24 protein-coding genes and 1 pseudogene are annotated in these 21508 nt (G+C 61.3%); 7 read left to right on the forward strand and 18 right to left on the reverse strand.

Features of this window, described 5'->3' with window-relative positions; translation table 11 throughout:
• The first annotated feature begins 32 nt into the window (after positions 1-32).
• The 4 genes from NKH28_RS08530 (at position 33) to NKH28_RS08545 (ending at position 4180) form a co-directional block, all read left to right on the forward strand.
• Entirely contained in the window at positions 33-1007 is a 975-nt protein-coding gene (locus NKH28_RS08530; RefSeq protein ID WP_023717039.1) for a sialic acid TRAP transporter substrate-binding protein SiaP, read from the forward strand.
• Between the two features lie 144 nt (positions 1008-1151).
• Positions 1152-1724, forward strand: coding sequence for a TRAP transporter small permease (locus tag NKH28_RS08535; RefSeq protein ID WP_352612542.1), 573 nt, complete (start codon positions 1152-1154; stop codon positions 1722-1724).
• 3 nt (positions 1725-1727) lie between these two features.
• Positions 1728-3134: a TRAP transporter large permease gene (locus tag NKH28_RS08540; RefSeq protein ID WP_352612543.1), complete on the forward strand. Its 1407-nt coding sequence runs from the start codon at positions 1728-1730 to the stop codon at positions 3132-3134.
• Positions 3131-4180, forward strand: a complete 1050-nt coding sequence (locus NKH28_RS08545) for an L-idonate 5-dehydrogenase (RefSeq protein WP_352612545.1) — start codon at positions 3131-3133, stop codon at positions 4178-4180. Before NKH28_RS08540 ends, NKH28_RS08545 begins: the two co-directional genes overlap by 4 nt.
• 187 nt (positions 4181-4367) lie before the next feature.
• Here the strand turns inward: NKH28_RS08545 and NKH28_RS08550 are convergent, their stop codons facing one another.
• From NKH28_RS08550 to NKH28_RS08595, 10 genes and pseudogenes are all read right to left on the reverse strand, one after another.
• The gene (locus tag NKH28_RS08550; RefSeq protein ID WP_352849832.1) at positions 4368-4676 is read right to left on the reverse strand and encodes a type II toxin-antitoxin system RelE/ParE family toxin; all 309 of its coding nucleotides are present in this window, start codon (positions 4674-4676) and stop codon (positions 4368-4370) included.
• Positions 4673-4932, reverse strand: a pseudogene (locus NKH28_RS08555) (CopG family ribbon-helix-helix protein). Before NKH28_RS08555 ends, NKH28_RS08550 begins: the two are co-directional and overlap by 4 nt.
• 451 nt (positions 4933-5383) lie before the next feature.
• On the reverse strand, positions 5384-7126 hold the full coding sequence (locus NKH28_RS08560) for a relaxase/mobilization nuclease domain-containing protein (RefSeq protein WP_352612549.1): 1743 nt from the start codon (positions 7124-7126) through the stop codon (positions 5384-5386).
• On the reverse strand, positions 7123-7374 hold the full coding sequence (locus NKH28_RS08565; protein ID WP_352470551.1) for a hypothetical protein: 252 nt from the start codon (positions 7372-7374) through the stop codon (positions 7123-7125). Before NKH28_RS08565 ends, NKH28_RS08560 begins: the two co-directional genes overlap by 4 nt.
• Complete coding sequence (locus NKH28_RS08570) at positions 7371-8159, reverse strand: lytic transglycosylase domain-containing protein (protein ID WP_352470550.1); 789 nt, start codon at positions 8157-8159, stop codon at positions 7371-7373. The genes NKH28_RS08565 and NKH28_RS08570 overlap by 4 nt, the downstream gene beginning before the upstream one ends.
• 262 nt (positions 8160-8421) lie before the next feature.
• Positions 8422-8748 (reverse strand): DUF736 domain-containing protein, encoded by a 327-nt coding sequence (locus NKH28_RS08575; RefSeq protein ID WP_023674284.1) that lies wholly within the window; start codon positions 8746-8748, stop codon positions 8422-8424.
• 44 nt (positions 8749-8792) lie between these two features.
• A complete protein-coding gene (locus tag NKH28_RS08580; protein WP_352470548.1) occupies positions 8793-9353 on the reverse strand; it encodes a S26 family signal peptidase in 561 nt (186 codons plus the stop codon).
• On the reverse strand, positions 9350-9781 hold the full coding sequence (locus NKH28_RS08585) for a replication initiator protein A (RefSeq protein WP_352470547.1): 432 nt from the start codon (positions 9779-9781) through the stop codon (positions 9350-9352). Before NKH28_RS08585 ends, NKH28_RS08580 begins: the two co-directional genes overlap by 4 nt.
• A 138-nt stretch (positions 9782-9919) precedes the next feature.
• Positions 9920-10144, reverse strand: a complete 225-nt coding sequence (locus tag NKH28_RS08590) for a transcriptional regulator domain-containing protein (RefSeq protein WP_352978459.1) — start codon at positions 10142-10144, stop codon at positions 9920-9922.
• A gap of 129 nt (positions 10145-10273) precedes the next feature.
• Entirely contained in the window at positions 10274-10552 is a 279-nt protein-coding gene (locus NKH28_RS08595; protein ID WP_352612552.1) for a DNA -binding domain-containing protein, read from the reverse strand.
• A gap of 122 nt (positions 10553-10674) precedes the next feature.
• Between NKH28_RS08595 and NKH28_RS08600 the strand changes: the two genes are divergently transcribed.
• Positions 10675-10890, forward strand: a complete 216-nt coding sequence (locus NKH28_RS08600; protein ID WP_023674290.1) for a helix-turn-helix domain-containing protein — start codon at positions 10675-10677, stop codon at positions 10888-10890.
• 193 nt (positions 10891-11083) lie between these two features.
• On the opposite strand, the gene NKH28_RS08605 is transcribed toward NKH28_RS08600, so the two are convergent.
• The 4 genes from NKH28_RS08605 to NKH28_RS08620 form a co-directional block, all read right to left on the reverse strand.
• Positions 11084-11413, reverse strand: coding sequence for a DUF736 domain-containing protein (locus NKH28_RS08605; RefSeq protein WP_352502581.1), 330 nt, complete (start codon positions 11411-11413; stop codon positions 11084-11086).
• A gap of 848 nt (positions 11414-12261) precedes the next feature.
• A complete protein-coding gene (locus NKH28_RS08610; protein WP_352612554.1) occupies positions 12262-13197 on the reverse strand; it encodes an SLOG family protein in 936 nt (311 codons plus the stop codon).
• A 313-nt stretch (positions 13198-13510) separates the two neighbouring features.
• A complete protein-coding gene (locus tag NKH28_RS08615) occupies positions 13511-14557 on the reverse strand; it encodes a DUF7146 domain-containing protein (protein WP_352612732.1) in 1047 nt (348 codons plus the stop codon).
• Positions 14557-14868, reverse strand: coding sequence for a hypothetical protein (locus NKH28_RS08620; RefSeq protein ID WP_352502583.1), 312 nt, complete (start codon positions 14866-14868; stop codon positions 14557-14559). The genes NKH28_RS08615 and NKH28_RS08620 overlap by 1 nt, the downstream gene beginning before the upstream one ends.
• Before the next feature lie 766 nt (positions 14869-15634).
• Here NKH28_RS08620 and NKH28_RS08625 point away from each other — a divergent pair.
• Together NKH28_RS08625 and NKH28_RS08630 are read left to right on the forward strand one after the other, a co-directional pair.
• Entirely contained in the window at positions 15635-16048 is a 414-nt protein-coding gene (locus tag NKH28_RS08625; RefSeq protein ID WP_352470541.1) for an excisionase, read from the forward strand.
• A gap of 8 nt (positions 16049-16056) precedes the next feature.
• Positions 16057-17097: a site-specific integrase gene (locus tag NKH28_RS08630; RefSeq protein WP_352612556.1), complete on the forward strand. Its 1041-nt coding sequence runs from the start codon at positions 16057-16059 to the stop codon at positions 17095-17097.
• Positions 17098-17644: 547 nt separating this feature from the next.
• Here NKH28_RS08630 and NKH28_RS08635 read toward each other — a convergent pair.
• The 4 genes from NKH28_RS08635 to NKH28_RS08650 form a co-directional block, all read right to left on the reverse strand.
• Positions 17645-18712, reverse strand: coding sequence for an ABC transporter ATP-binding protein (locus tag NKH28_RS08635; RefSeq protein ID WP_352502585.1), 1068 nt, complete (start codon positions 18710-18712; stop codon positions 17645-17647).
• Positions 18712-19500, reverse strand: coding sequence for an ABC transporter permease (locus NKH28_RS08640; RefSeq protein WP_352470538.1), 789 nt, complete (start codon positions 19498-19500; stop codon positions 18712-18714). Before NKH28_RS08640 ends, NKH28_RS08635 begins: the two co-directional genes overlap by 1 nt.
• Positions 19500-20369 (reverse strand): ABC transporter permease, encoded by an 870-nt coding sequence (locus NKH28_RS08645; RefSeq protein ID WP_352470537.1) that lies wholly within the window; start codon positions 20367-20369, stop codon positions 19500-19502. The genes NKH28_RS08640 and NKH28_RS08645 overlap by 1 nt, the downstream gene beginning before the upstream one ends.
• Positions 20370-20437: 68 nt before the next feature.
• On the reverse strand, positions 20438-21499 hold the full coding sequence (locus tag NKH28_RS08650) for an ABC transporter substrate-binding protein (RefSeq protein WP_352470536.1): 1062 nt from the start codon (positions 21497-21499) through the stop codon (positions 20438-20440).
• Positions 21500-21508 lie beyond the last annotated feature (9 nt).

Consider the following 21508-nt stretch of genomic DNA (forward strand, 5'->3'; position numbering starts at 1 on the left):
CCGGCCGTCAAGTTCAACCAGGGAGGAATTAGATGCTGAGAAAATACGCAGTTCTGCTCGGTGCGATCGCCGCAATTGCCATACCCATGGCGTCGGCCTCGGCGGAAACGGTCCTGAAATGGGCACATGTCTACGAGACGACGGAGCCCTTCCACACCGAATCCGTGTGGGCGGCCGACGAAATCAAGAAGCGCACCCAGGGCCGCTACGCCATCGACGTCTATCCGGCCTCGCAGCTTGGCAAGGAAGCGGACATCAACCAGGGCCTGATGCTCGGCACCGTCGACATCATCATTTCCGGATCGAGCTTCGCGGCGCGCGAATATCCACCGATCGGCGTCACCTATTTCCCATACACTTTCCGCGATGCCGACCATTTGCTGAAATACACCAAGAGCGACGTCTACAAGGCCCTGACCAAGGGCTATGAGGACAAGACCGGCAATCACATCGCCGCCACCACCTATTACGGGACGCGGCAGACCACCTCGAATCGGCCGATCGCCAAGTGCTCCGACATGCAGGGCCTGAAGATGCGGGTTCCCGACGTGCCGGCCTATCTGGCCATGCCGCGTGCCTGCGGCGCCAACACGGCGCCGATTGCCTTCGCCGAGGTGTATCTGGCCCTGCAGAACGGCACGGTCGAGGCCCAGGAGAATCCGCTGACCACCATCGAGGCGAAGAAATTCTACGAGGTGCAGAAGAACATCGTGCTCACTGGCCATATCGTCGATCATCTAAACACCATCATATCGGCGTCGCGCTGGGCCTCGCTTTCCGATGAGGACAAGAAGATCTTCACCGAGGTGATGCAGGAGGCTGCCGCCCGCGCCACGGCAAAGATCGTCGCCCGCGAAAAGGAACTGGTGCAGGTATTCAAGGACCGCGGCATCAGCGTAACCGATGTCGACCGTGCCGACTTCGAGAAGAATGTGCTGGAGAAGGTCACCTTCGAGGAGTTCGGCTACAACAAGGCCGATTGGGAAGCGATCCGCGCCATTAAGTAGGGCACCGGGAAATCAGATGCTTGATCAAGAGGATAGAGCGGCAATCGGATTTGCTGCTTTAACCTGCTCTTCGGTCCGGCTCCAAATTGCGCCGGACGGCCTTTTCAATCCTTGACGACCCACCAGCTTCGGGAGCCCGCGCCGATGGCCGAGGAACACCACATCGAGATCACCGTCGAAGAGATCGCGCACGCCTTCGAGGAGGTGCCGGTACACGTCGACCTGTCGGACCACGGCGTCGAGGACTGGATCACGCTTGCCGTTTTCTGGGGCATGGTCGTGTGTGTCTTCCTGCAGTTCTTCACCCGCTATGCGCTGAACAACAGCCTTGCCTGGACCGAGGAGATCGCCATCAACGCGCTCGTCGTCGTCGTTTTTCTGGGCGCCGCCATGTGCGTGCGCCTTTCGCGCCATATCCATGTCGACGTGCTTTACCACTATCTGCCGGAGCGCGTCGGCCGCTGGCTGGCGCTCGCCGTCGATGTTATCCGCATTGCATTCTTCGGCTACGGATCCTGGTTGATGTGGCGCTACGTCACGATCGTGGCGCATGAGCGCATGGTCACCGTCAACCTGCCGCGGCGCTGGTTCTTCTACGCCGTACTGGCCGGGTTCGTGCTGATGCTTCTGCGCTCGATCCAGGTCTTCATCGGCAATTACAGGCGCGGCTATTCGGTGCTCGAGCGTCCTGGCGCGTTCGAGACGGCGGGGGTCTGAGCGATGCTGCTTCTGGTCGGGGGCTTTCTTGTCCTGATGCTCATCGGCGTGCCGGTCGCCGTTTCGATGGCGGCCGCCTCGATCCTTTACCTCGTCATCTACGGCGTCGCGCCCGATATCATCGCGGCCCAGCGCATGATCGCCGGGGTGGAGAGCTTTCCGCTGCTCGCCGTTCCGTTCTTCATCCTGGCGGGCAACCTCATGAACATCGCCGGCGTCACCGGGCGCATCTATTCCTTCGCCCTTGCCCTGGTCGGCTGGATGAAAGGCGGCCTGGCGCAGGTCAACATCATCGGATCGGTGATCTTTTCCGGCATGTCGGGCACCGCGCTCGCCGACGCCGCCGGCATCGGCACTATCGAGATCAAGGCGATGAAGGACCACGGCTATCCTATCGACGCCGCGGTCGGGGTTACCGCCGCTTCCGCCACGCTCGGGCCGATCTTTCCGCCCTCGCTGCCCTTCGTCATCTACGGCATGATGGCCAATGTCTCGATTGGCGCGCTGTTCATGGCCGGCATCCTGCCCGGCGTGGTCATGACCGTGCTGATGATGATCACGGTCGCTATCTTCGCCTATAGGCGCGGCTGGGGCTCCGACACATCCTTCGAGCTTCGGCGGCTGGCCGAAGCGGCGGGCGAGGTGCTGGTGGTGGCTGCCTTTCCGATTGGCTGCTATGTGCTGGTGCAGCTTGGCCTGTCGATCAATATCGCGGTCGGCATAGCGCTGCTGGTGCTGATCGTGGCGGACTGGTATTTCGATTTCTCCGCGGTCATGGCGCTGATGACGCCGGTTATCCTGATCGGCGGCATGACGATGGGCTGGTTCACGCCGACCGAGGCGGCGATGGCGGCTGTGATCTGGTCGCTTTTCCTCGGGTTGGTGCGCTACCGCACGATGACGCTGCGTTTGCTTGCCAAGGCCAGCTTTGACACGATCGAGACGACCGCTTCGGTGCTCTTCATCGTCACCGCCGCATCGATCTTCGCCTGGCTGCTCACCGTCAGCCAGGCAGCACAGCTGTTCTCGAACTTCATTTTCGCGCTCACCGAAAACAAGTGGGTCTTCCTGATCCTGGTCAACATCCTGATGCTGGTGGTCGGCTGCTTCCTCGATACGATCGCCGCGATCACGATTCTGGTGCCGATCCTGCTGCCGGTCGCCGCCGTCTACGGCATCAACCCTGTGCATTTCGGGCTGATCATGACGCTCAACCTGATGATCGGGCTTTTGCACCCGCCGCTCGGCATGGTGCTCTTTGTGTTGTCGCGCGTCGCCAAGCTCTCGGTTGAGCGCACCACCATGGCGATCCTGCCGTGGCTGGTGCCGCTTGTCGTGGCGCTGCTTCTGATCACCTTCATACCCGCCATCACGCTTTGGCTGCCGACCGAGATGGGCTTGATCCGGTGAGTGGTCAGGTGATTGCCGCGACGCTGTTCGGCCCGCAGGACCTGCGCGTCGTGGAGCGTCCGCTTGAACCGCTGGCACCAGGCATGGTGCGGGTGCGCTTTGGGGCAGGGGGCATCTGCGGCTCCGACCTGCATTATTTCCGCCATGCCCGTACCGGCGACTTCGTCGTCACTTCGCCGCTTGTCCTCGGCCACGAAATCTCAGGCGAAATCGTCGAGATCAACGGCGCCGCGCCCGGCCTCGGCATCGGCGACCATGTCGCGGTCAATCCGTCGCGCTGGTGCGGGCGTTGCGCGCGATGCCTGGAAGGCCGCGCCAATCTCTGCGAGAACATCTATTTCATGGGCTCGGCATCGAAGACGCCGCATATGCAGGGCGGATTCGCCAGCCTGTTCGACGCCACGCCCGCGCAATGTTTCAAGGTTCCATCTGACGTGGCCTACCAGGCGGCCGCACTTGCCGAGCCGTTGGCGGTGAGCCTGCACGCCGTCGCGCGGGTGGGCGACGTCAGGGGCCGCAACGTCGTCCTGTTCGGTGCCGGCCCCATCGGTCTCTTGACCATGCTCGCGGCCAGGCTTGCCGGCTGCGCTGAACTGACCGTCGTCGATATCGCCGCCGCGCCGCTCGCCTTCGCCCGCCGGCTTGGCGCCGACAGGACGATCGACCTTTCCGGCGGCGACGCCGAACTCCAGGCGCTTGCTGCCGGGGATTCGCTTGATGTCGCGTTCGAGATTTCAGGCACTGCCGCCGGCCTTGCCGCGGCGATCGCCAGTGTCCGGCGCGGCGGCACGGTGGTCCAGGTCGGCAATCTTCCCGGTGGCCAGATCCCGCTGCCTGCCAATGCAGTGATGGCCAAGGAGATCGACCTCAAAGGCACATTCCGCTTCGGCACGGAGTTCGGCCGGGCGGTCGATCTCATCGTGTCGGGGGAGGTGGACGTCCTGAAGCTGATGACAGCGGAGCGCACGCTTTCTTGCGCCCCAGACGCGTTCCGACTTGCCGCCGACCGTTCACAGAGTGTCAAGGTCGTGCTGACCGCGGACTGAATCGTGGTTTTGCCAGATCGTTAGCAGCCATAACTCATTGCGAACGGACGAAACTCAGAACGGGCTCGACGTATATGCTCCCACCCAGGTCTCCGGTTAAACTCGGGAGCAATACCCGGCAGCTTGCTGTCAAAATTGTTGGCAGCAAATCCGCTCGCGCTTAAAGCCCTTCGTCACGAGATTTCGTTCAGTTCGGCCATTCCTCGTCCTGCCAATCGCGCGCTGCGTGGATCACCCGCAAAATTGAAATGCTTTCTCGGGCGCCCTTGGCGGTCACGGCATAAGCGATGATGTAGGGCAGGCGGCTCAAAGGCTTTTCATAGGTGCCGGATACACGGCCGGGTCGCCCGGTTGCCATTTCCCCAAGCGCGGCCCCTGCGTCCAGAATCCGGTCTGCTACCAGGCGCGCAGCGCGCGGATTATCCTGCGAGATATAGGCGATCTGTTCCTTGATGTCGTCCAGCTCACCGCGAGACCACTGAACGGCTCGCGTCACACCTTGCGGCCCGTGCCGGCATCAATCGCGGCATAAATTTCTGCCATAGCCTTATCATGAGACACGATGCGCCCAGCTTCGACATCAGCAAGGCCGGGCTTGATACCTTCAATGATTTCAAGCTCGCGATCGACATACGCTGCGACGGCTTCACCTGCGAGGAACGACTTGCTACGCCGGGTGTCGGTTGCGATCCGGTCGAGCTTTCCTTTACATCGGGACTGACGCGAATTGTCATAGTGGTGCTAGCGGCCATAGCGGTGTCCTGTGTTGATCTGTGTACACCTTAGCACAGAGCGCCGCTGATCCATTATCCCCTGACCGCCGAGCCGACGATCGAATCCACAAAGAAGCGCTGCAGCAAGACGAAGAGCACCAGTGGCGGGAGCACGGCAAGCGTCGCGCCAGCCATCACCAGTCCCGTGTTTAGAGCGCCTCTGTTGTAGCTGAGCAGGCGACTAAGGCTGATGACGATCGGATATTCGTGTGCCTTGCCCTGTAGAACGGTCAGCGGCCAGAGATAGCTATTCCAGTGATAGACGAAGGCAAACAGCGCCAGTGCCGCGATTGCCGGCGCCAGACTGAATCGAGGATGCGCAAAGTCCCTGTTTCTTGCGAGGCAATCGGCGCTTCACTGTGCAGGTACAAATAGAATGTGCGATCGTGCTGGCTTCCCAGCATCAGGATAGAGCATACGCCTGTAACCTTCATAGCCCGATGCCGCGCTTCTTTCCCAGGTTCCAATCCACGCCCCCCATATCCGAGCACACGACCCCGATGACTTGATTACCCAATCGCTTTTCGAGCGACGGCGACCAGGGCACGAGCTTGAATTCAAGTCCATTGTCGATCATCGCGAGCCGGCCTGAAGCCAGCGAGAAACGCCGCCGGTAAATCCCAGCCACATGATCGCCGTTGGCAGCCTTCGTGAACGAGAGGCCCGTCTGGGCGGCGAGGCGGGCACCGAGCGATTCCACCTCATGATCGTGTAAAGTATCGATCAGATTGCGCACAAGAATGACGCGCTGTCCCTCGCGCCTGGCCAGATCGCGGCTGACAAGGTGGTCGACCCGATCTTGCAGTGCCTGTCTTACGTCCCTACCAAAGCCGCCGTCACCGAATTCGGCAGGCTCGCGTGCAACGAGTTGGCGATCGAGCCAAGTCGCGCCGGAAGCATGGACCTGCTGTTCGATTGACAGGTCGGAGCGGACCGCGAGGGTGACCCGGCCACCGCCATTTGCACTCGCATCGCGGCACAACTCCACGACCGAGCCCGGGTCGGAGTCTCCGGCCGCATCAGGGTCATGGAAGCGAATGTGGTGCGTGCGTCCATCAATGCCATCGACGATGGCATAGGCCGCGCCGCGCCGTTCGTCATAAAGGCCGCGTTCGAGCAGTCGGCCGATCACGGGCGCATCAATCTTTTCGGCGGCTAGCACATAGTCGGCCGTCCCTTTTTCTAGCCCATGCACAGTGAGGCTGCGGTGCATGCGCTTGATGATGTCGCCGCGTTCACCGAGGGCGCGCAAAGTGGGCTCGGCCTCTTCGACCACTATCCACTGGCCGGGACGGATCTCGTTCGCGAGGCCCAGGCTTTCCAGTTGCCGCAGCCGGCCGACTTTGAGCCCCAGGAACTCGTCGGGCCGGCGATCAGGGTGTGGCGCGAGATCAATGATACCATGACGGTCGGCGTCACGAACAAGCTGGCGATCGAGCTGCGTCCAGCGCTCAGTGTCGACCTGGTGCTCGATGGCCCGGCGGATGTCGAGGTCCGTGCGGAGCCCAAGCGTCTGGGTGAGAATGTCGCTCGCGCGATCGCGCATGCCCTGGCGGATGTAGTCCCGCGAGATGACAAGGCTCTCGCCATCGTCGGCAACGCCGCGAACGAGGATGTGAACGTGCGGATGTTCGGTGTTCCAGTGATCGACGGCTATCCAGTCGAGCCTCGTGCCGAGGTCGCGCGCCATGTCGGCCATCAGGTCACAAGCGAAGTTCTTGAGGTCGCCGAGCTCCATTGCATCGTCCGGCGAAACGATGAAACGGAAGTGATGCCGATCATCCTTGCAGCGGTCGCAGAAGGCGTCATGGTCTGCATCTTTAGTGTCGGGACCGAACATCCTCGCCTTCTCACCATCACGTGTAACACCTTCGCGGCGAAGATATTTGAGATGGGTAGCGAGTGGCCCAGACCCTCTGAACTGCCGTACCACACGGGTCTTGACGACGGCGCCGCGTGACCGGTCAGAGATGAGGCGACTGGCGCGGATGCTCGCTGACCTGCCGCGGCCAAACGTTGAAGCTCGCGGGGAGGTGATCCGACCCTCGCGTGTAAGGTGACCGCCGGCGCGCTGTGTGGCCGCAAGAGCCTGGAAGATGAAGGGTCGTGCGCGCTGGCCGGCGCGGGAGCGGATGCGACCAGGGCGGACGCGAAAGCTATGGTCACGCTTCATGCTAGACGGCCACGAGGTGCGGTTTCCATTGAAACACTGAAAAATTGGGAATAGCGCACATCGCTGATTGTGCCAGCACATTGCGAAATGAGACGAAAATTGTAAGGAAAACAATCGGCCGAACCGAGCCGCACCTCGCGGCCCTTTATCCTGCCAATCTCTCTGTTCTCATCCACAGCCAACCCTTCCGCCGGAATTTCCGCGACGGAACAGGCCGGAATGCAATTGAGGAGGAACGTGGCGATCATTGCGATATGGCTAAAGAGGGCTGAGCGAATAGGCCGGAACCAGCGTGGTTCGATTGGAAATCGGTTTCACCCGGCTGTGGCTCGATCGCGGTCAGGTCCGCAACAGGATTGCCCATTGGCGACCGCATTGCAGACGAATGAATCGCCGCAAAGATCGTCTCGGCATAACCATTGCCATCCGATGCAGCGGCGTTCCGAATGTCATGGGGATGCGGAAAGATCGTTGCACGGAGTGAGCTGGCTCTGCCCCTTCCGTGCCGCGCGCGCCGCGGAGTGAGAACTGCACCATCGAGCAGCGGCGCAAGTTTCCTGACGTAGTCGACCGTCTCGCGTGGCAGCGGACGGCCGGTTAAGAGATGTTCCGTGTACCGACCAGGACCGGCATTGTAAGCGGCAAGAAAGCCGCTGCGCCCGAAGCTGTCGAGCATTTCGCGAAGATATGCTGCACCTGCAAGAATGTTGTCACGCGGTTGATACGGATCGTCACCGAGACGGTATTTGATGCGCAGTTCTTGCCACGTCGCCGGCATGATCTGCATCAAGCCCATTGCGCCCTTGCTTGAAAGCGCACGAACATCGCCGACGCTCTCAACATGCATGACGCCGCGCAGCAACTGCTCTGGAATGGCGAAGCGTTTTGACGCTTCCCGGATATGCCGCGACCACGGGCCAGCCGACAAGATCGTCGACTCGGAGTGCGCCGGCCGTTCACCAGCAGAGGAAGCCGCTGCACCAGTTTCGGGCGCCACGAAGCCGAGCATCACACATGCGGCAAACGTCGTCATGCCTCTGTGGGCTGCGTCCCGCAGACCGCAGAACCGATGCGCCGCCAGCCTGCGACGGTGTTCGCTTCCGTTAAGGGCAGGGGCTCGCCAATCGAACCGGCTTTGCCAAAATTGTGATGAAATCGGCGTCCGCAGCCACAAGCAAGTGTCCGGCCCCCTCTGGGCTGCCTCGCGGGCGGTCGGGTCGAAGGGTTTGACCGGCGCGCAATGGATCAAAAGGGTTGGCGAGAAAGATTCGTCGAAGGGCTCCAGAAGCATCTGTTCAGCCTCGCCCGTCGCGCTTCGATGATCGGTTCCAGTGCAGGCTCCAGACGCTGTTCTCTGCATCGGACCGAAACAGCTTGGCGCGGATCGGCTGCGTAAAGGACGGGTCGTCAATTGAGACGGAGAGGTAATCCCCAGCCTTGTCTCCGGCGCGGTCCCAAGCCGCACCGACCGCCATCCCTTCGCAATAGATCAGATGGTCGGGCGCGTTTTCGGTTTTGGATTTCTCGGCAGGCAGGATGGCAATCTTCGCCTCGATTGTTAGCGTGGAGAGATTGCCGAAGAAGCCGTCATCATTGCGCGTGAAGGTTCCGATCTGGGTCATTGCAGTGCTCCTTTCTGAGTGTTAGTGCGCGTCGAGCCGAGCCCTCACGGCTCGCTAGCGAGGGGATCGTTGGTGATATCCAGTACCGGAGTGGTGCGCTCCGTGGTCCAGACTGGAACCGCGCGGCCAACTATCGATGAGAGCGGGAGCGGGCCGAAATAGCGGCTGTCAAAACTGTCGGCTGCACCCGGGTTCATAAGGAAGACGTCGGCCTCGGCAACGTCGCGGCAGCCCTGCCAGATGGGCAGGGATCGACCACGACTGTCACGCTCGCGCGCATGTCCATACGTCTTGCCGTTGACAATGATCATTGTGCCTTGGCGACAGACGGTTGCGCCCCCGAGTGCCAAAACATGCTTGAGGAGCGGCACATTTTTCGGCAGATAGCCGCGTCTTGCCATGAAGGCCGCCAATGGCTCGGGCGGCATGATGACGGCGATATTGGCAATACCGATTTTGTCGGCCGGCTGGACGCGATAGAGCCCGACGGGGATGCTCGCCGATGCGTTCCAGATGGACAGCGGCGGATGGCTAATCCATGCCGGCGCCGCGGCGAGCACTGCGCCGCCAACCATGGTGGCGATGATCTTTGTGCGTTTGCTCATGACTCGATCCCGGGGCGCAGCAGGAAAGCTTTACGACGCTTGCCGGTGTATGGACTCGGCTGCTCGCGTGCGGCTATCCGGCTGTGGACGTGCCGCCGTTGACGCGGCGACATGAAGGTCAGGATTTGCTGCTGTTTCGCCGCTACCAAGCGGCGCGGTTGCAATCTCCTGGCTTGCGCGTGGATGGTTTGCGACGCAGCCCAGACCAGGATGGCAGCGTTCCAAATCGTTCCCATGCCGTGCACACTTGCCGCCTCAACGCAGGTCGATTCTTCGCCCGCATGAGGGTGGATCGGTGTCAGGCGGCGGGATTTCACCAATAAGACGAGCTGCCGCGCCACGACGTCCCGCGTGCCGCGTGGAGGGAAGCCGGTTGAGGGGACATAAGACAGCGCAAATTGCTGCTGAACGGTCTCGCGATACTGCATTTTCGGTGCGCCACGCCTTCGTCCTGCGGCCAAACGCTGGCTCCGGCAAGGCTGGAAGGTCGAACTGTTTGATGGGATGTAGATACCCGCATGACCCGGAGCACGCGCGGCGAGGCCTGTTCCGTCCAGATGATATTGTCAGCTTTCGGAAGTCCGGCACCGGCAGTTTTGAAATCGCGCGCCCCAACGGGCGGCGAGATCGGGCTGACCGGCAGGTTCTCCAGAACCAGCGAGTTGCGATGCAAGCTGGCTGCACTCTGCCACGAATTCGTCATTCCGGATCAGATACTCGGCAGCGAATTCCGTAGCCTGGTAGCTGCACATGTGTGCATACGCCGCCGGATCGGTCCAATCGCCTTGCACTGTTCCTGTCCTCTCCGCGTACCCGGATGTGAGGCGTCGGCGTCAACATTCCCGGCGGATAAGGAAGTTGAATAGTTGGAGAGTCGGCAAACCATTATGCCGACTCAGCAAAGTGGAGCGACGGCCGCGTCAGTGCGGAGCGCCGCCAGCGAGAAGATATCGGTAGCCGCTGGTCGTCATCCATCGCGCGCGGGCAAGATGGGTTTCCCAGGACCGGTACGCTCGTTCCGGCTCCTGCTCCGGGTCTATATGCAAGACGATCCTGGCCACCTCTCGCCAATCGGCATCTTCCGCCGCCGCGTCAAGCAGGCGAATGTAGGTGAGCAGACGCTCCTCGTCATAGCCGGTCAGGACCGAGGCATCCGGCGCAATGTCGGCGACGTCAGGATCGAGCAGCGGTTTAAGCATGGTATTTGACCATATTTCGATCGCGATCTCGAAGGAGCCGTCCTTTAGATCGAGCACCAATCATAGCGAATAGGAACGATCATTCCTAGAACGATAGTTCCCTTTCTGGTCCCTAATCCGCCATGAATCTCAAGGAGATCATGGCGGCCAACATGCGTCGCCTGCGCCATGACCAGAACGTGACGCAGGAGGAACTGGCCGCCCGCTCTGGACTGAGCATGCGTTACGTCGGATCGATCGAGCGCGCTCGGGTCTCGGCCAGCATCAGTGTTCTTGGGAGGATCGCAACTGCGCTGAATGTGGACCCATGCGAGTTGATCAGAAAATCGGCACCGTGAGTTGACGCGGGAAACACCTCGAATTTTCGATGATCGGCGAGGCGACATGCAGGAATGAAGTCTCCAGTCGCGAACACGACAGGTAGTCGCCCCAAAGTCCGACGGAGCTCGTTGGGCAGCGACTGCGCTCATCTTGCCGTGAAAAGGAGGACGGCCCCGCCCTGTTCGTCCGGGCGGAGCCTTGGTCGGGGCCTTACTCCGCGTTGCGGCGGCCGTTGGGGCGGGACCAGATAAGGCTGTAGTCTTCGCCTTGCTCATCGTTGAAGAGGTTGGCGTAGATCGGAGCAGTGAAGCTCGGATCGTCCACCTTCAGGCCGAGAAAGTCGCGGCCCTCATTGGAGCGCTTGGACCAAGCGGCGCCGATCTCGACCCGCCCGACGAAGACACGGTGACTGGGGGCGTTGTCGCCAGAGCGGTTGGCCTCGGGGACGATGCGGACGTTCTTGGCCTGGAGCGAGAGGGTGACGATTTCGCCGGTGAACTCGTTGTTGCCGGTCCTCTTAAAGCTTCCGATTATCGCCATGAGTTTTCTCCTTGAACTCTGTTTCGAGCCCGCACCATTGCGGCCTCGATAGCGATCGGCGGGCCGGAGGCGATCGACGCCGCATCGCTTGCGACCGCAGCGCCAGCGGAGGATGGCAGCCAAGTGACTTTGTTGTTTCGCGAGGAATGACGGCGCAGCCGGCAGGGGAAGAAAGTCGATCGGCGCCATTGCGGCTTAGGCGATCGAGGCGCAGCCGACCTTCGGCCAGATCAGCCCATTAAAGAGGCCGTTTGGAGCGGCCCACCAGATAGAGACATCAACGGAGAACCTGGCGATACCGTCGCTGGCGAAATCCCGGCTACGACGATCACCGGCGTCGATGCTCCTCTGTACAGGCATCGCGAAGCCGCAAGCTGTTGTCGGAAACGCGCATAAGACACGCACGTGACGGTTCAAGTCACGGCTGACGTGCACCACCGGATATGCGCTATCTTTGGAGCGAGACGGCACGCCGTTGTGGATTCGAACTGTGCGTCGCGCGATGCCGTGTCAGCGACGATCCTAACAATGCGATGGCCGAAAAAAGCATCCTGCCCACGCCGGTTGTTCGGTGAGTTCGCCTAGATCCAGGCCCTGTTCGGTTGAACGGGCGTCGTTATTCGCAGCTGTGATGCCAGCTGCGACGCAGCTGAACGTTGACGGCAAGCGTGACGGCGTCGCGCGCCTTTGCTAGGGCGCGGACTTGAGTATCGCAAAAAGACGGGCGGCGCAGGAAGCCGGAGATCCGGCATCCCGGGCCAAGCACTCCAGCGAGCTGCAAATACAGTACCCGCTGCCCGATCGCGGCCGTATCGTACAATCGAAAAAAGGGTAGCGGCGGGCAGCGCTTACGCGCCGCCTCCCTTGGGGCGGAAGTCGAGGACTGGGATGCCGAGCTTCTTTGCCTTGTCTGCAAGATTGTCCTGAATTCCGGTCCCGGGAAAGACGATGACGCCTATCGGCAGCGCCTCCAGCATTGCATCATTGCGCTTGAACGGGGCGGCTTTGGCATGCTTTGTCCATTCAGGGGCAAAGCCGATTTGGGGTACCTTGCGATGGTCTGCCCAACAGGCGGCGATCTTTTCGCCACCCTTCGGCGATTTCCCGTGCATCAATACCATGTCGGGATGCCTGGCGTGGACCTGGTCGAGCTTGGCCCAGATCAGCTGGTGGTCATTGAAGTCGAGCCCAGCGGTGAAGGCGATTTTCGGGCCAGGTGGCAGAAGGACTTCCTGCGAGGCGCGTTTCTTGGCGCTGAGAAAATCGCGGCTGTCGATCAGCGCAGAGGTCATGTTGCGATGGTTGACCATCGATCCGCTGCGCGGTCGCCAACTCGATCCGGTGTGGCGCTCGTAGTGCTCCGCGGCCTGATCACGCATCAGTTCGAAGGCGCTTTGGCGTTCGATCAGCGTCTGCCCTTCGGCCGTCAGGCGTTCCAGCTCGACGGATTTCACTTCGCTGCCGTCCTGCTCACGCTGGCTGCGGCGTTGCGCCTGCTCGTTGTGATCGAGTTCGCGCTCGATCCGATCTGCGGCGCGGTGAAAGATGTTGACGGTCGACCACAGAAGATCGTCGAGATCGGGCTCGAGGCGAGTGTCTTGCAGTGCCACGATGAGGGCGTCGAAGATGTCGGCCATCGCGCCGGCGACGCAGTGGCCCTCTGGAAGCGGTCGAGGATCAGGCTCATCCACGAAGGGACGGTAGCCATAGAGCTGGAGTTCGGTGAGGACGTGGTCGATGGGTGAAGACGAGTGCTGTGGTTCGTAGTCGTCATGCTCGCTCATTGGATGCTCCGCCGGTTGGACCGCGACCCTCGCGGCCTTCATGGCGACGGAAGCCGGCGGACGGGACGGACCTGCACCCGCAGCGAAGCGAAGGGCCGGAGTGTCAGCGGAGGAGGGTGGAGGCCGGCTATTTTGCTTCGCGATGGAAAGCGCTCCCTTGGGGAGCGCGCCGGAAAATAGTCGGCCGGAGACATTGCGGGGCCGAGTCGTTTGCTGGCCGATCGCCCTCTCGAAGGCCCGCAGGCGCGGTTCTCTCCGACTTCAGGAGCATCCAAGTGATGATGGCGACAGCGGACAGGCTGTTCGTTCCGAGTTATCCCGCCACTGCCATGAAACGGGCGATGTCCTGCGGGGCGAGCTGAACACGGACTGCTGCTCGAACGGCATCCAAGCCTAGCGTACAGAGATCTTCGTTGAGGTCCCCAAGTGCCGGCGAGAGCACGACCGGCTCGATCCCGGCAGCATTCGCTCTTTCGATCAAGGTGTCACGCGCGCCGTTACCGGCTGGATCGGCGTCGCGCACGATGTAGAGCCGTCTCAGTGTGAGGGGGAACAGCATGGCAGCAAGATGGGCGGCCGAGAGTGCCGCTGCCATGGCCATATCGGGCAGGATGCACCGAAGCGACAAGACGGTCTCGATGCCTTCGCCGCCCGCCATGACGTCGCCCGGTAGGCCAAAGCGAACCGCGTGACCGAGAAGATCGCCCATCGCGCGCCTCGGCGTACTGACCGGTGCCTTGCCCCTGCCGGAAGGATCAAGCCATGTGCGATGTACGCCAGTCAAATGGCCGTCGAGATCGGTAACGGAAGCGATCATCGCCGGCCAGGTCTCAGTCGGCGCTTGTTCGTCGGGCCGGTAGTAGCAGCGCGGGTGAAAACGCAGGCTTCCGGTCCCGTGCAAAGCGGCAATACTGCGGTTGTGCAGATACGCCTCTACGACCGTACCCGCAATCGGCTGCGACATCGCAAACAGCCGACGCGCTTTCTCCGACATTTCCGACGGCGCGGCCAGCAACTTCGACCGCATTGATGTCTGCTCTGGTCCGGGATGCGGTAGGCCGAGAAACGTTATTGCCTCATGGGCAACGTCCCTGAAGTCGCTCAAACCGCGGCTTTCGCGGATGATATCGAGAAGATCGCCATGCTCCCCGGTCGCCGCGTCAGTCCATTTGCCGGCTGCGCCCTTTCCGCTCTGCGAGCCGACGAGCCGCACGAACATAGAGCGACCCGGCGTGTTTCGGACATCGCCAACAAGCCAGTAGCGTCCCTCGCGATGTCCGTTCGAAAGATAGTGGCGACAAACCGCTTCGGCCTGTCGGCCCAGGCGGTGGGCCAGTTCGGACGCGTCGCGTCGGGGCATCATGCATCCTCCCGCGAGTCGATGCGCTGATAGCGCTCCAGCACCTTGCCCAGAATTGCGGGTTCGGGCGCCTGTGGCTCAGTGGGACTGGCCGACCCTGCGCGAATCTCGACGGCAAGGCGCTCGATGCAACCACTGGTCGTCTTGCGCACGAGGAGGTGCGAGTGGGTCGTCACTTCGGCTACGAGGTCAGGTAGGTCCTCGATCCAGATGTCAGCCTTGACGCGGACCTGGGACATGGAGAACTCCACGTTCTTGAAGGCAATGTCTCGCGAGGACAGAAGGGTAATTTTCTGAGGGGTAGTCGCCATCGGGATGTACTCCGAGACGGGCAGTCGAGAGCCTCTCTCTCGACCTTCAAACTCGTCATGGAGATCCCGGCACTCCTCGTCCTCTTGTGCTTGGCAGCCAACCGAGGTTGTTGCGGGGTAGCAACTCAGTGACGGCGTTCCTGTTTACAAACGCGGCTGCAACATACAAACGTGCAGCAGTAGCGATTAAGGACCACAGCGCGGCGATGAACGACGAGCGGGCCGGTCGCCCCATTGGAAGTATCTGCGTTCTTCATCACGCCTTCGGCGCTGTGGCGTGCGACACCGAGGGCATGCGGCTGAGTTCGAGAGCGAACAGAGCGCTTTTTGCGACGGGAAATCGATTTGGACGTGGTTGGTCATCACGGGCGGCTTGCCGCTAATCGTCGCCAGCAATGACGCTGCCAGCCAAGAAGCGAAGGAGGTACTCCGCTGCCCTGCTCGCCTGAACGCGGCGCGGCGCGCGCGGGCGTTGCGACGCAATAGGCCCTGCCGGCCGTATCGATACTGAAACGATGGTCGGATCCCTTTAGGAGTGTGTCTGGCCGGACTGGAAGCAGAGGCCAGCCATAGACTTGTTGCGCAACCACTCCGATTGACAGGTCGAAGGCGCCTCTTCGCCGCAGCACCTCCGGCGGGCGGTTTTCGCAGCCGGTTTTTTGGAGAAGAGTTCTCCTGCAGGACCGTGTCCAGAACGGCGAGACAGGACGGAGTGCTCAACGAGGTCGGCGAACAGCTCAGACCTAAGAACTGCTGAGGACTTCTTATGAAAATCCCCGACCAATTCGACGAGACCACACCACTGCGCGTCGAAATCGCTGCGCGAATTGCCTTTCCCGACGGCTCGATGAGCGCAGCAGGCCTACGCAAGGAACGTGACGCCGGTCGACTTGAAACGGAGCTAATCGCCGGAAAGGAATACGTCAGCTTGATGGCAATCGCGAGGATGAGGGAACTATGCCGCGGACTTCGAAAGGGCCACGCCTGGTATGGCGTGACGAAAGCTGGAAAAAAGATGGAACGCGCCGAAACAAAGCTGGATGGTTTATCCGCGATGGAACCAGCTTCATCAGCGCTGGCGGCGGCGAAAAAGGCCGTCCAGGAACTGAAGCTGAAAAGGCGCTCGCCGCCTACATTGGAAGCAAATACCACCGAGCGCGGGGAGCCGAGGACGTCTTAATTGCCGATGTGGTCAACCTCTACCTTAAAGAGGTTGCACCGAAGCACGCGACACCAGAAGAGACGGCGGCTCGGCTGGATAAGGTCCTTGATTACTTCGGGGAAAAAACTCTCGCCGCCATCAATGGCAAACTCTGCCGCGAGTACATTGCGTCGCGCCCCACCGAAGCCGCGGCGCGCCGCCAACTCGAGGATCTTCGTGCCGCCATCAACTACTACCGCAAGGAGGGTTATACAACCGCCGCACCGGTCATCACCCTGCCAGACAAGGCCGCCGCCCGCGAACGCTGGTTGACCCGCAGTGAGGCGGCCGCACTGATCTGGGCAGCTTGGCGAATGAAGCAGACATGGAAGGGCCAAGCGAGTGGCCGGCGCACTGGGCGACATCTCGCGCGCTTCATCCTCGTCGCACTTTATACAGGAACGCGCTCGGCCGCAATCTGCGGTGCCGCCATGCGCCCAACGAAAGGGCGCGGTCATGTGGACCTAGACCGCGGTATCTTCTATCGCGGTGCCACCGGCGCAAGGAAGACCAAGAAGCGCCAACCCCCTGTACCGTTGCCCGAGCGACTGCTGGCGCACCTCCGGCGCTGGGCGCGCACTGATCTTCACCTCGAGACCAAATCGCGCGGCAAAAGTGCGAACATCGGTCGCAAGATATCGCAGGATTTTGTCGTGGAATGGAATGGAAAGCCGGTGCAGTCGATAGACAAGAGCTTCAAGACGGCGCGCGAAATCGCCGGCCTAGGGCCCGACGTTACTCCGCACGTGTTCCGCCACACCGCGGCGACTTGGATGATGCAGGCCGGCACCGATCTGTGGCAGGCTGCGGGCTTTCTTGGCATTACAGTGGATGTCCTGATCGAAACTTACGGCCATCATCATCCTAATTTCTTGGCAGACGCCGCCGAGAAGATCACGAAGAAGCCGGTTTTCTCCAAGTCGCCGCAAACCGTTCCGAGTATAACTCAAATCACAAGACACGAACGCGGTGTGCTCATCCCACAGGTTTCCCACAGAAACGGCGAAAGGAAACGCGACCAGTCGTGAGCGAACGTGGCGAAGGAGCCCAGGAACAATAACGACTTGCTGGTAAATCCACATCGTTCGGGACGATGGGATCGCACGTTCAAAACTGCCATCCGCACCCCGCTCAAAGGTCTACTCCGGCTCCCCAGGGCGCGTGCTCGCAGCCGTGCCTTGGATCGGTTTGCCGGGTCCCGAAAGCGACATTGAATCTGGGAGGATTAGAGGCAAAGATCGTGATGCCTGGCTTGACGGAGGCTTGTCTTCGAGGCCAATGAATACGCGCCTGGCCAAATCTCAAAACAGCAGCAAACGGCGCACTAGCCGCAAGCCCGGCGCACCGCTTCTGAGTGAAACTGTCAATCGGCAAGACCTTGGCGATGCCAACCATGTCGTTGTCCATCATCATTGCCGGGATCGGTTGCTCCGGGCCGCAAGACCACCAAAAAATGGCATGGTCTCGTAGGCGGGACGTATCGGCGTTTCTGGCGCGGACCTCAACCAGGAGGTCGCAATCTTTTACCATCACAAAAGCCCCATCTGAGTCGGTCAGTGGTCTATCTCTGGCCTGCTACCCCGCGACGATCAAGACTGTGCTTTCCGGCGACCAATGCAGCACGACATCCTGACCTTCCGCCAGCCTGCCAGCGCCGGTGTTCTGCACAATCACCTTGAGCGTCTGGCCAGCACGCTCGACAAAGTAGGTGCTGCTATTTCCGGCGAAGATGCGCTTCGATACCTGGCCTCGCAGCAGATTCGCGTTGGCCGCATCCGGAGCCTCGGCATCGGTGAAGATGCGGATGCGTTCGGGCCGCACGGCGCAGCTTGCCTTGGCCCCAGCGGCAAGCTTGGCACCCGCGCCGGCGGCAATCGCTGTGCCGTCCGGCAGTCGGATGCCGTTGCCCGTGCTGTCGCCGCGAAGGATGTTGGCGTCGCCCAGGAAAGTGGCGGCAAACTCGCTCTTCGGCCGATCGTAGATCTCCTCGGGCGAGCCTTCCTGCACCAGCTTGCCATCGCGCAGAATGCCGATGCGGTCGCTCATCGTCAGCGCTTCTTCCTGGTCGTGGGTGACGAAGATGGTGGTGATGCCGATCTCGCGCTGGATGCGCTTGAGCTCGATCTGCATGTCGACCCGCAGCGCCTTGTCCAACGCTCCGAGCGGCTCGTCGAGCAACAACACGCGCGGCCGGATGACGATCGCGCGAGCGAGCGCAACCCGTTGGCGCTGGCCGCCGGACAGCTGATGCGGCCGGCGGCCGCCGAGCCTGCCGAGTTGCACAAGGTCGAGTGCGCGCTGTACCTCGCTGGCAATCACCGCCTTGGGCTCGCCGCGCACCGACAGGCCAAAGGCGACATTGCCAGCAACGCTCATATTGGGAAACAGGGCGTAGTTCTGGAACACCATGCCGATGCGCCGCTTCTCCACCGGCACCCGCTCGACACTTTCGCCGCCTATGGAGATGCGGCCAGAGTCGGGAAAGTCGAAGCCGGCGATCTGGCGCAGCAGCGTGGTCTTGCCGCTGCCGGAGGGACCGAGCAGGGCGTAGAAGCCGCCGTCGGCGAAATCGATAGACACATCGTCCAGCGCCTTGTGGGCACCGAAAGCGCGCGACACGTTCGCTACTTGGACGCCAGCCATTATTTCTCTCCGCCGAATTTGAAGAAGCGCGCTGTCAGCAGCATCAGCGCCATCGACACGACAATGATGATCGTCGAGACCGCATTGATCTCGGGCGTGAAACCCTTGCGGATCGCGGCGTAGATTTCGACCGGCAGCGTCGTCTGGCCCGGCGTCGACAAGAAGTAGGATACGACGAACTGGTCGAAGGACACGGCGAAGGCGAACAGCCCCCCGGCAATGACGCCCGGCATGATCCAGGGCAGCGTGACGCGGTTCGTCAACTGCCATTGATTGGCGCCGAGCGAGCGCGCCGCCTCTTCCAGCTCGTGCGCGAAGGTCTGCAGTCGGGCCGACACGACGACAATGACGTAGGGAAGCGCAAGCGCGACATGGCCAAGCAGGATGGCGAACAGGCCGCGCCCAATGCCGACGCCGAAGAAGAAGATCAACATCGCTGTGCCGGTTATCAGCCACGGAATGGCGATTGGCGGAAACAGCAGCGCCTGGAGGAATTTCTTGCCGCGAAACTCATAGCGGTAGAGCGCAAGTGACGCCGCCGAGCCAAGCACGACGCAGATGATGGTAGTGATGACTGCGATTTCGACACTGTTCCAGGTGGCTGAGATAAGCTGGTCGTTCTGCCACAGCGAGACATACCATTCCGCCGTCCATTCGAACGGCAGCTGGTAGAAGGGCGAAACGTTGAAAGACATTAGCGCCATGATGATGATTGGCACATAGAGGAAGGCGAGCAATAGCCAGATGTAAAGGCGGCCGAGCCATTCGAGAACGCGTGTCGTCGCCATCACGTAGCCCTCCGCAGCACCGGCGAGGCAACCGCCAGGATGACCAGCACGACGGCCAACAGGATAAAGGAGAGCGCAGCACCCAGCGGCCAGTTGAACACGGCGACGAACTGGTCCTCGATGACAGTGCCGTAAAAGGTGCCGGTACGGCCGCCGAGGATGCGCGGTTCCATGAACGAACCAACAACCGGGACGAAGACGAGCGCTGCGCCCGCCACCAGCCCCGGCATCGACAGCGGAATGATGACTCGATTCAGCACCTGCAGCCGCGAGGCGCCGAGCGAGCGCCCGGCTTCGATTAGCGAGTCATCGATGGCCTGCAGGGTCAGATAGCAGGTCAGCACCATGTAAGGCACGTAGGAGTGCACCAGCCCGATGATTACGGCCGGATAGGAATACATTAGGTCGATGTTGATCTTGAACGGCAGGACGGCGTTGAGCGCAGTGTCGAGAATGCCGCCTTCACGCAACACCATCGCCCAGGAGAAGATACGCACCAGCCCGTTCGACCAGAACGGCAGGATGACGAGCAGGAAAATCGCCTCTCGGGTGCGGCCTTTCAGCACCTTGGCCAGCACATAAGCGGCGGGATAACCGATGACGATGCACCACAGCGTCACCTCGAGGCCGAGGCGCAGCGAGGCCAAAAGCAATGTCAGATAAAGGCTTTGTGAAAAGAAGGCGGCATAGTTTTCGAGCGTGAACGCCCACGGCTTTCCCGACAGCGGCAGGTCGGTCATGAAGGAGAAGAAGACCATGGCTGAGAGCGGCAGGAAGATCGCAACCGTCAGCCAGAGATAGGCAGGCGCCAGCAGTGGCAAGGCCGATCTCAATCCGCTGCGCGACGCGGCCGCAACCTGTGCTGCCATGACATCCACCTCCCAGGATGGGGAAGCATCAGCCGACATGGATGGTCGGCTGATCCCGGCTTCTGCTGTTACTTCACGTCGACCTTGAGCTGCTGCCAGAGCGACAGATAGGTTTCGCGCTGGGCGTCTGTGATCGGCGCCTGGAACTGAATGCGCTTGGCGACTGCCGGGTCACCCATCACCTTGCGGTTGAACGCATCCCCGGGAAGTGCTTCTACAGCCTTGGTGTTGGCGGATACCGGGGCTCCGACCTTGGTGACCCATTCGACATAGAACTTCGGGTCGATCATGTAGTTGATGAAGGCCTCGGCGCCGGCGACATTCTTGGAACCGACCGGAATTGAGAAGGCGTCGAGCCAGGCGACAGCGCCCTCCTGCGGGATCACGAGCGAGACCGGCAGCTTGAAATGGGTCTTGGCGCGATCGGCCGAGCCGCTCCAATAGGTGCCGATGTCGATCTGGTTAGAGGCAGCCATCTGGTTCCAGTCGTTCTCCGAGCTCCAGAACGTCTTGATCTGCGGCATCAGCGAGGTGAGCTTCGCCTTGACCGCCTCGATATCCTTGATGTCGTTGATGTTCTGGCCGGTGGCAATGGCGCCGAACTGAACCGCCTCGACGGCATCATCACGGATGGTGACGCGGCCCTTGTGAGCGGGATCCCACATTTCGGCGATGCTCGTCGGCGGCTTATCGAAGGATTTTTCATTGATGGCGAGCGCCGTCAGCCCCCAGACCCACGGCACGCCATAGACCTTGCCGTCATGGACGAGCATCGGCGATCCGGCCTTGTCCTTGCTGATGTCGGGAAAGTTCGGCAGCTTGGACGTGTCGATCGGCTGGATCAGCTTTTCCGCCATCGCCTGGTCGTTGAAAGCGGCGTTGATCATGACCACGTCGTAAAGGCCGGGATTGGTCCTGAGCTTGGTCAGCATCTCCTGTTCGGAATTGAAAAAATCGTTGACGACCTTGTGGCCGGTCGCCTTCTCGAAGGCTTCGATGGCCCACGGCTCGTCGGCGCCGTAGCCCTTCCAGTTGAGTACGTGCACCTCGTCGGCCTTGGCGGCAAATGCGAGTGCGGAGGTGAAGACGGCGGTCGCCGTCAGCAGGGCAGTCAAGTCGGGCATGCGCATGTTCGTTCC

This window comes from Mesorhizobium sp. M1227, from assembly GCF_040318315.1.
Classification (GTDB): Bacteria; Pseudomonadota; Alphaproteobacteria; order Rhizobiales; family Rhizobiaceae; genus Mesorhizobium.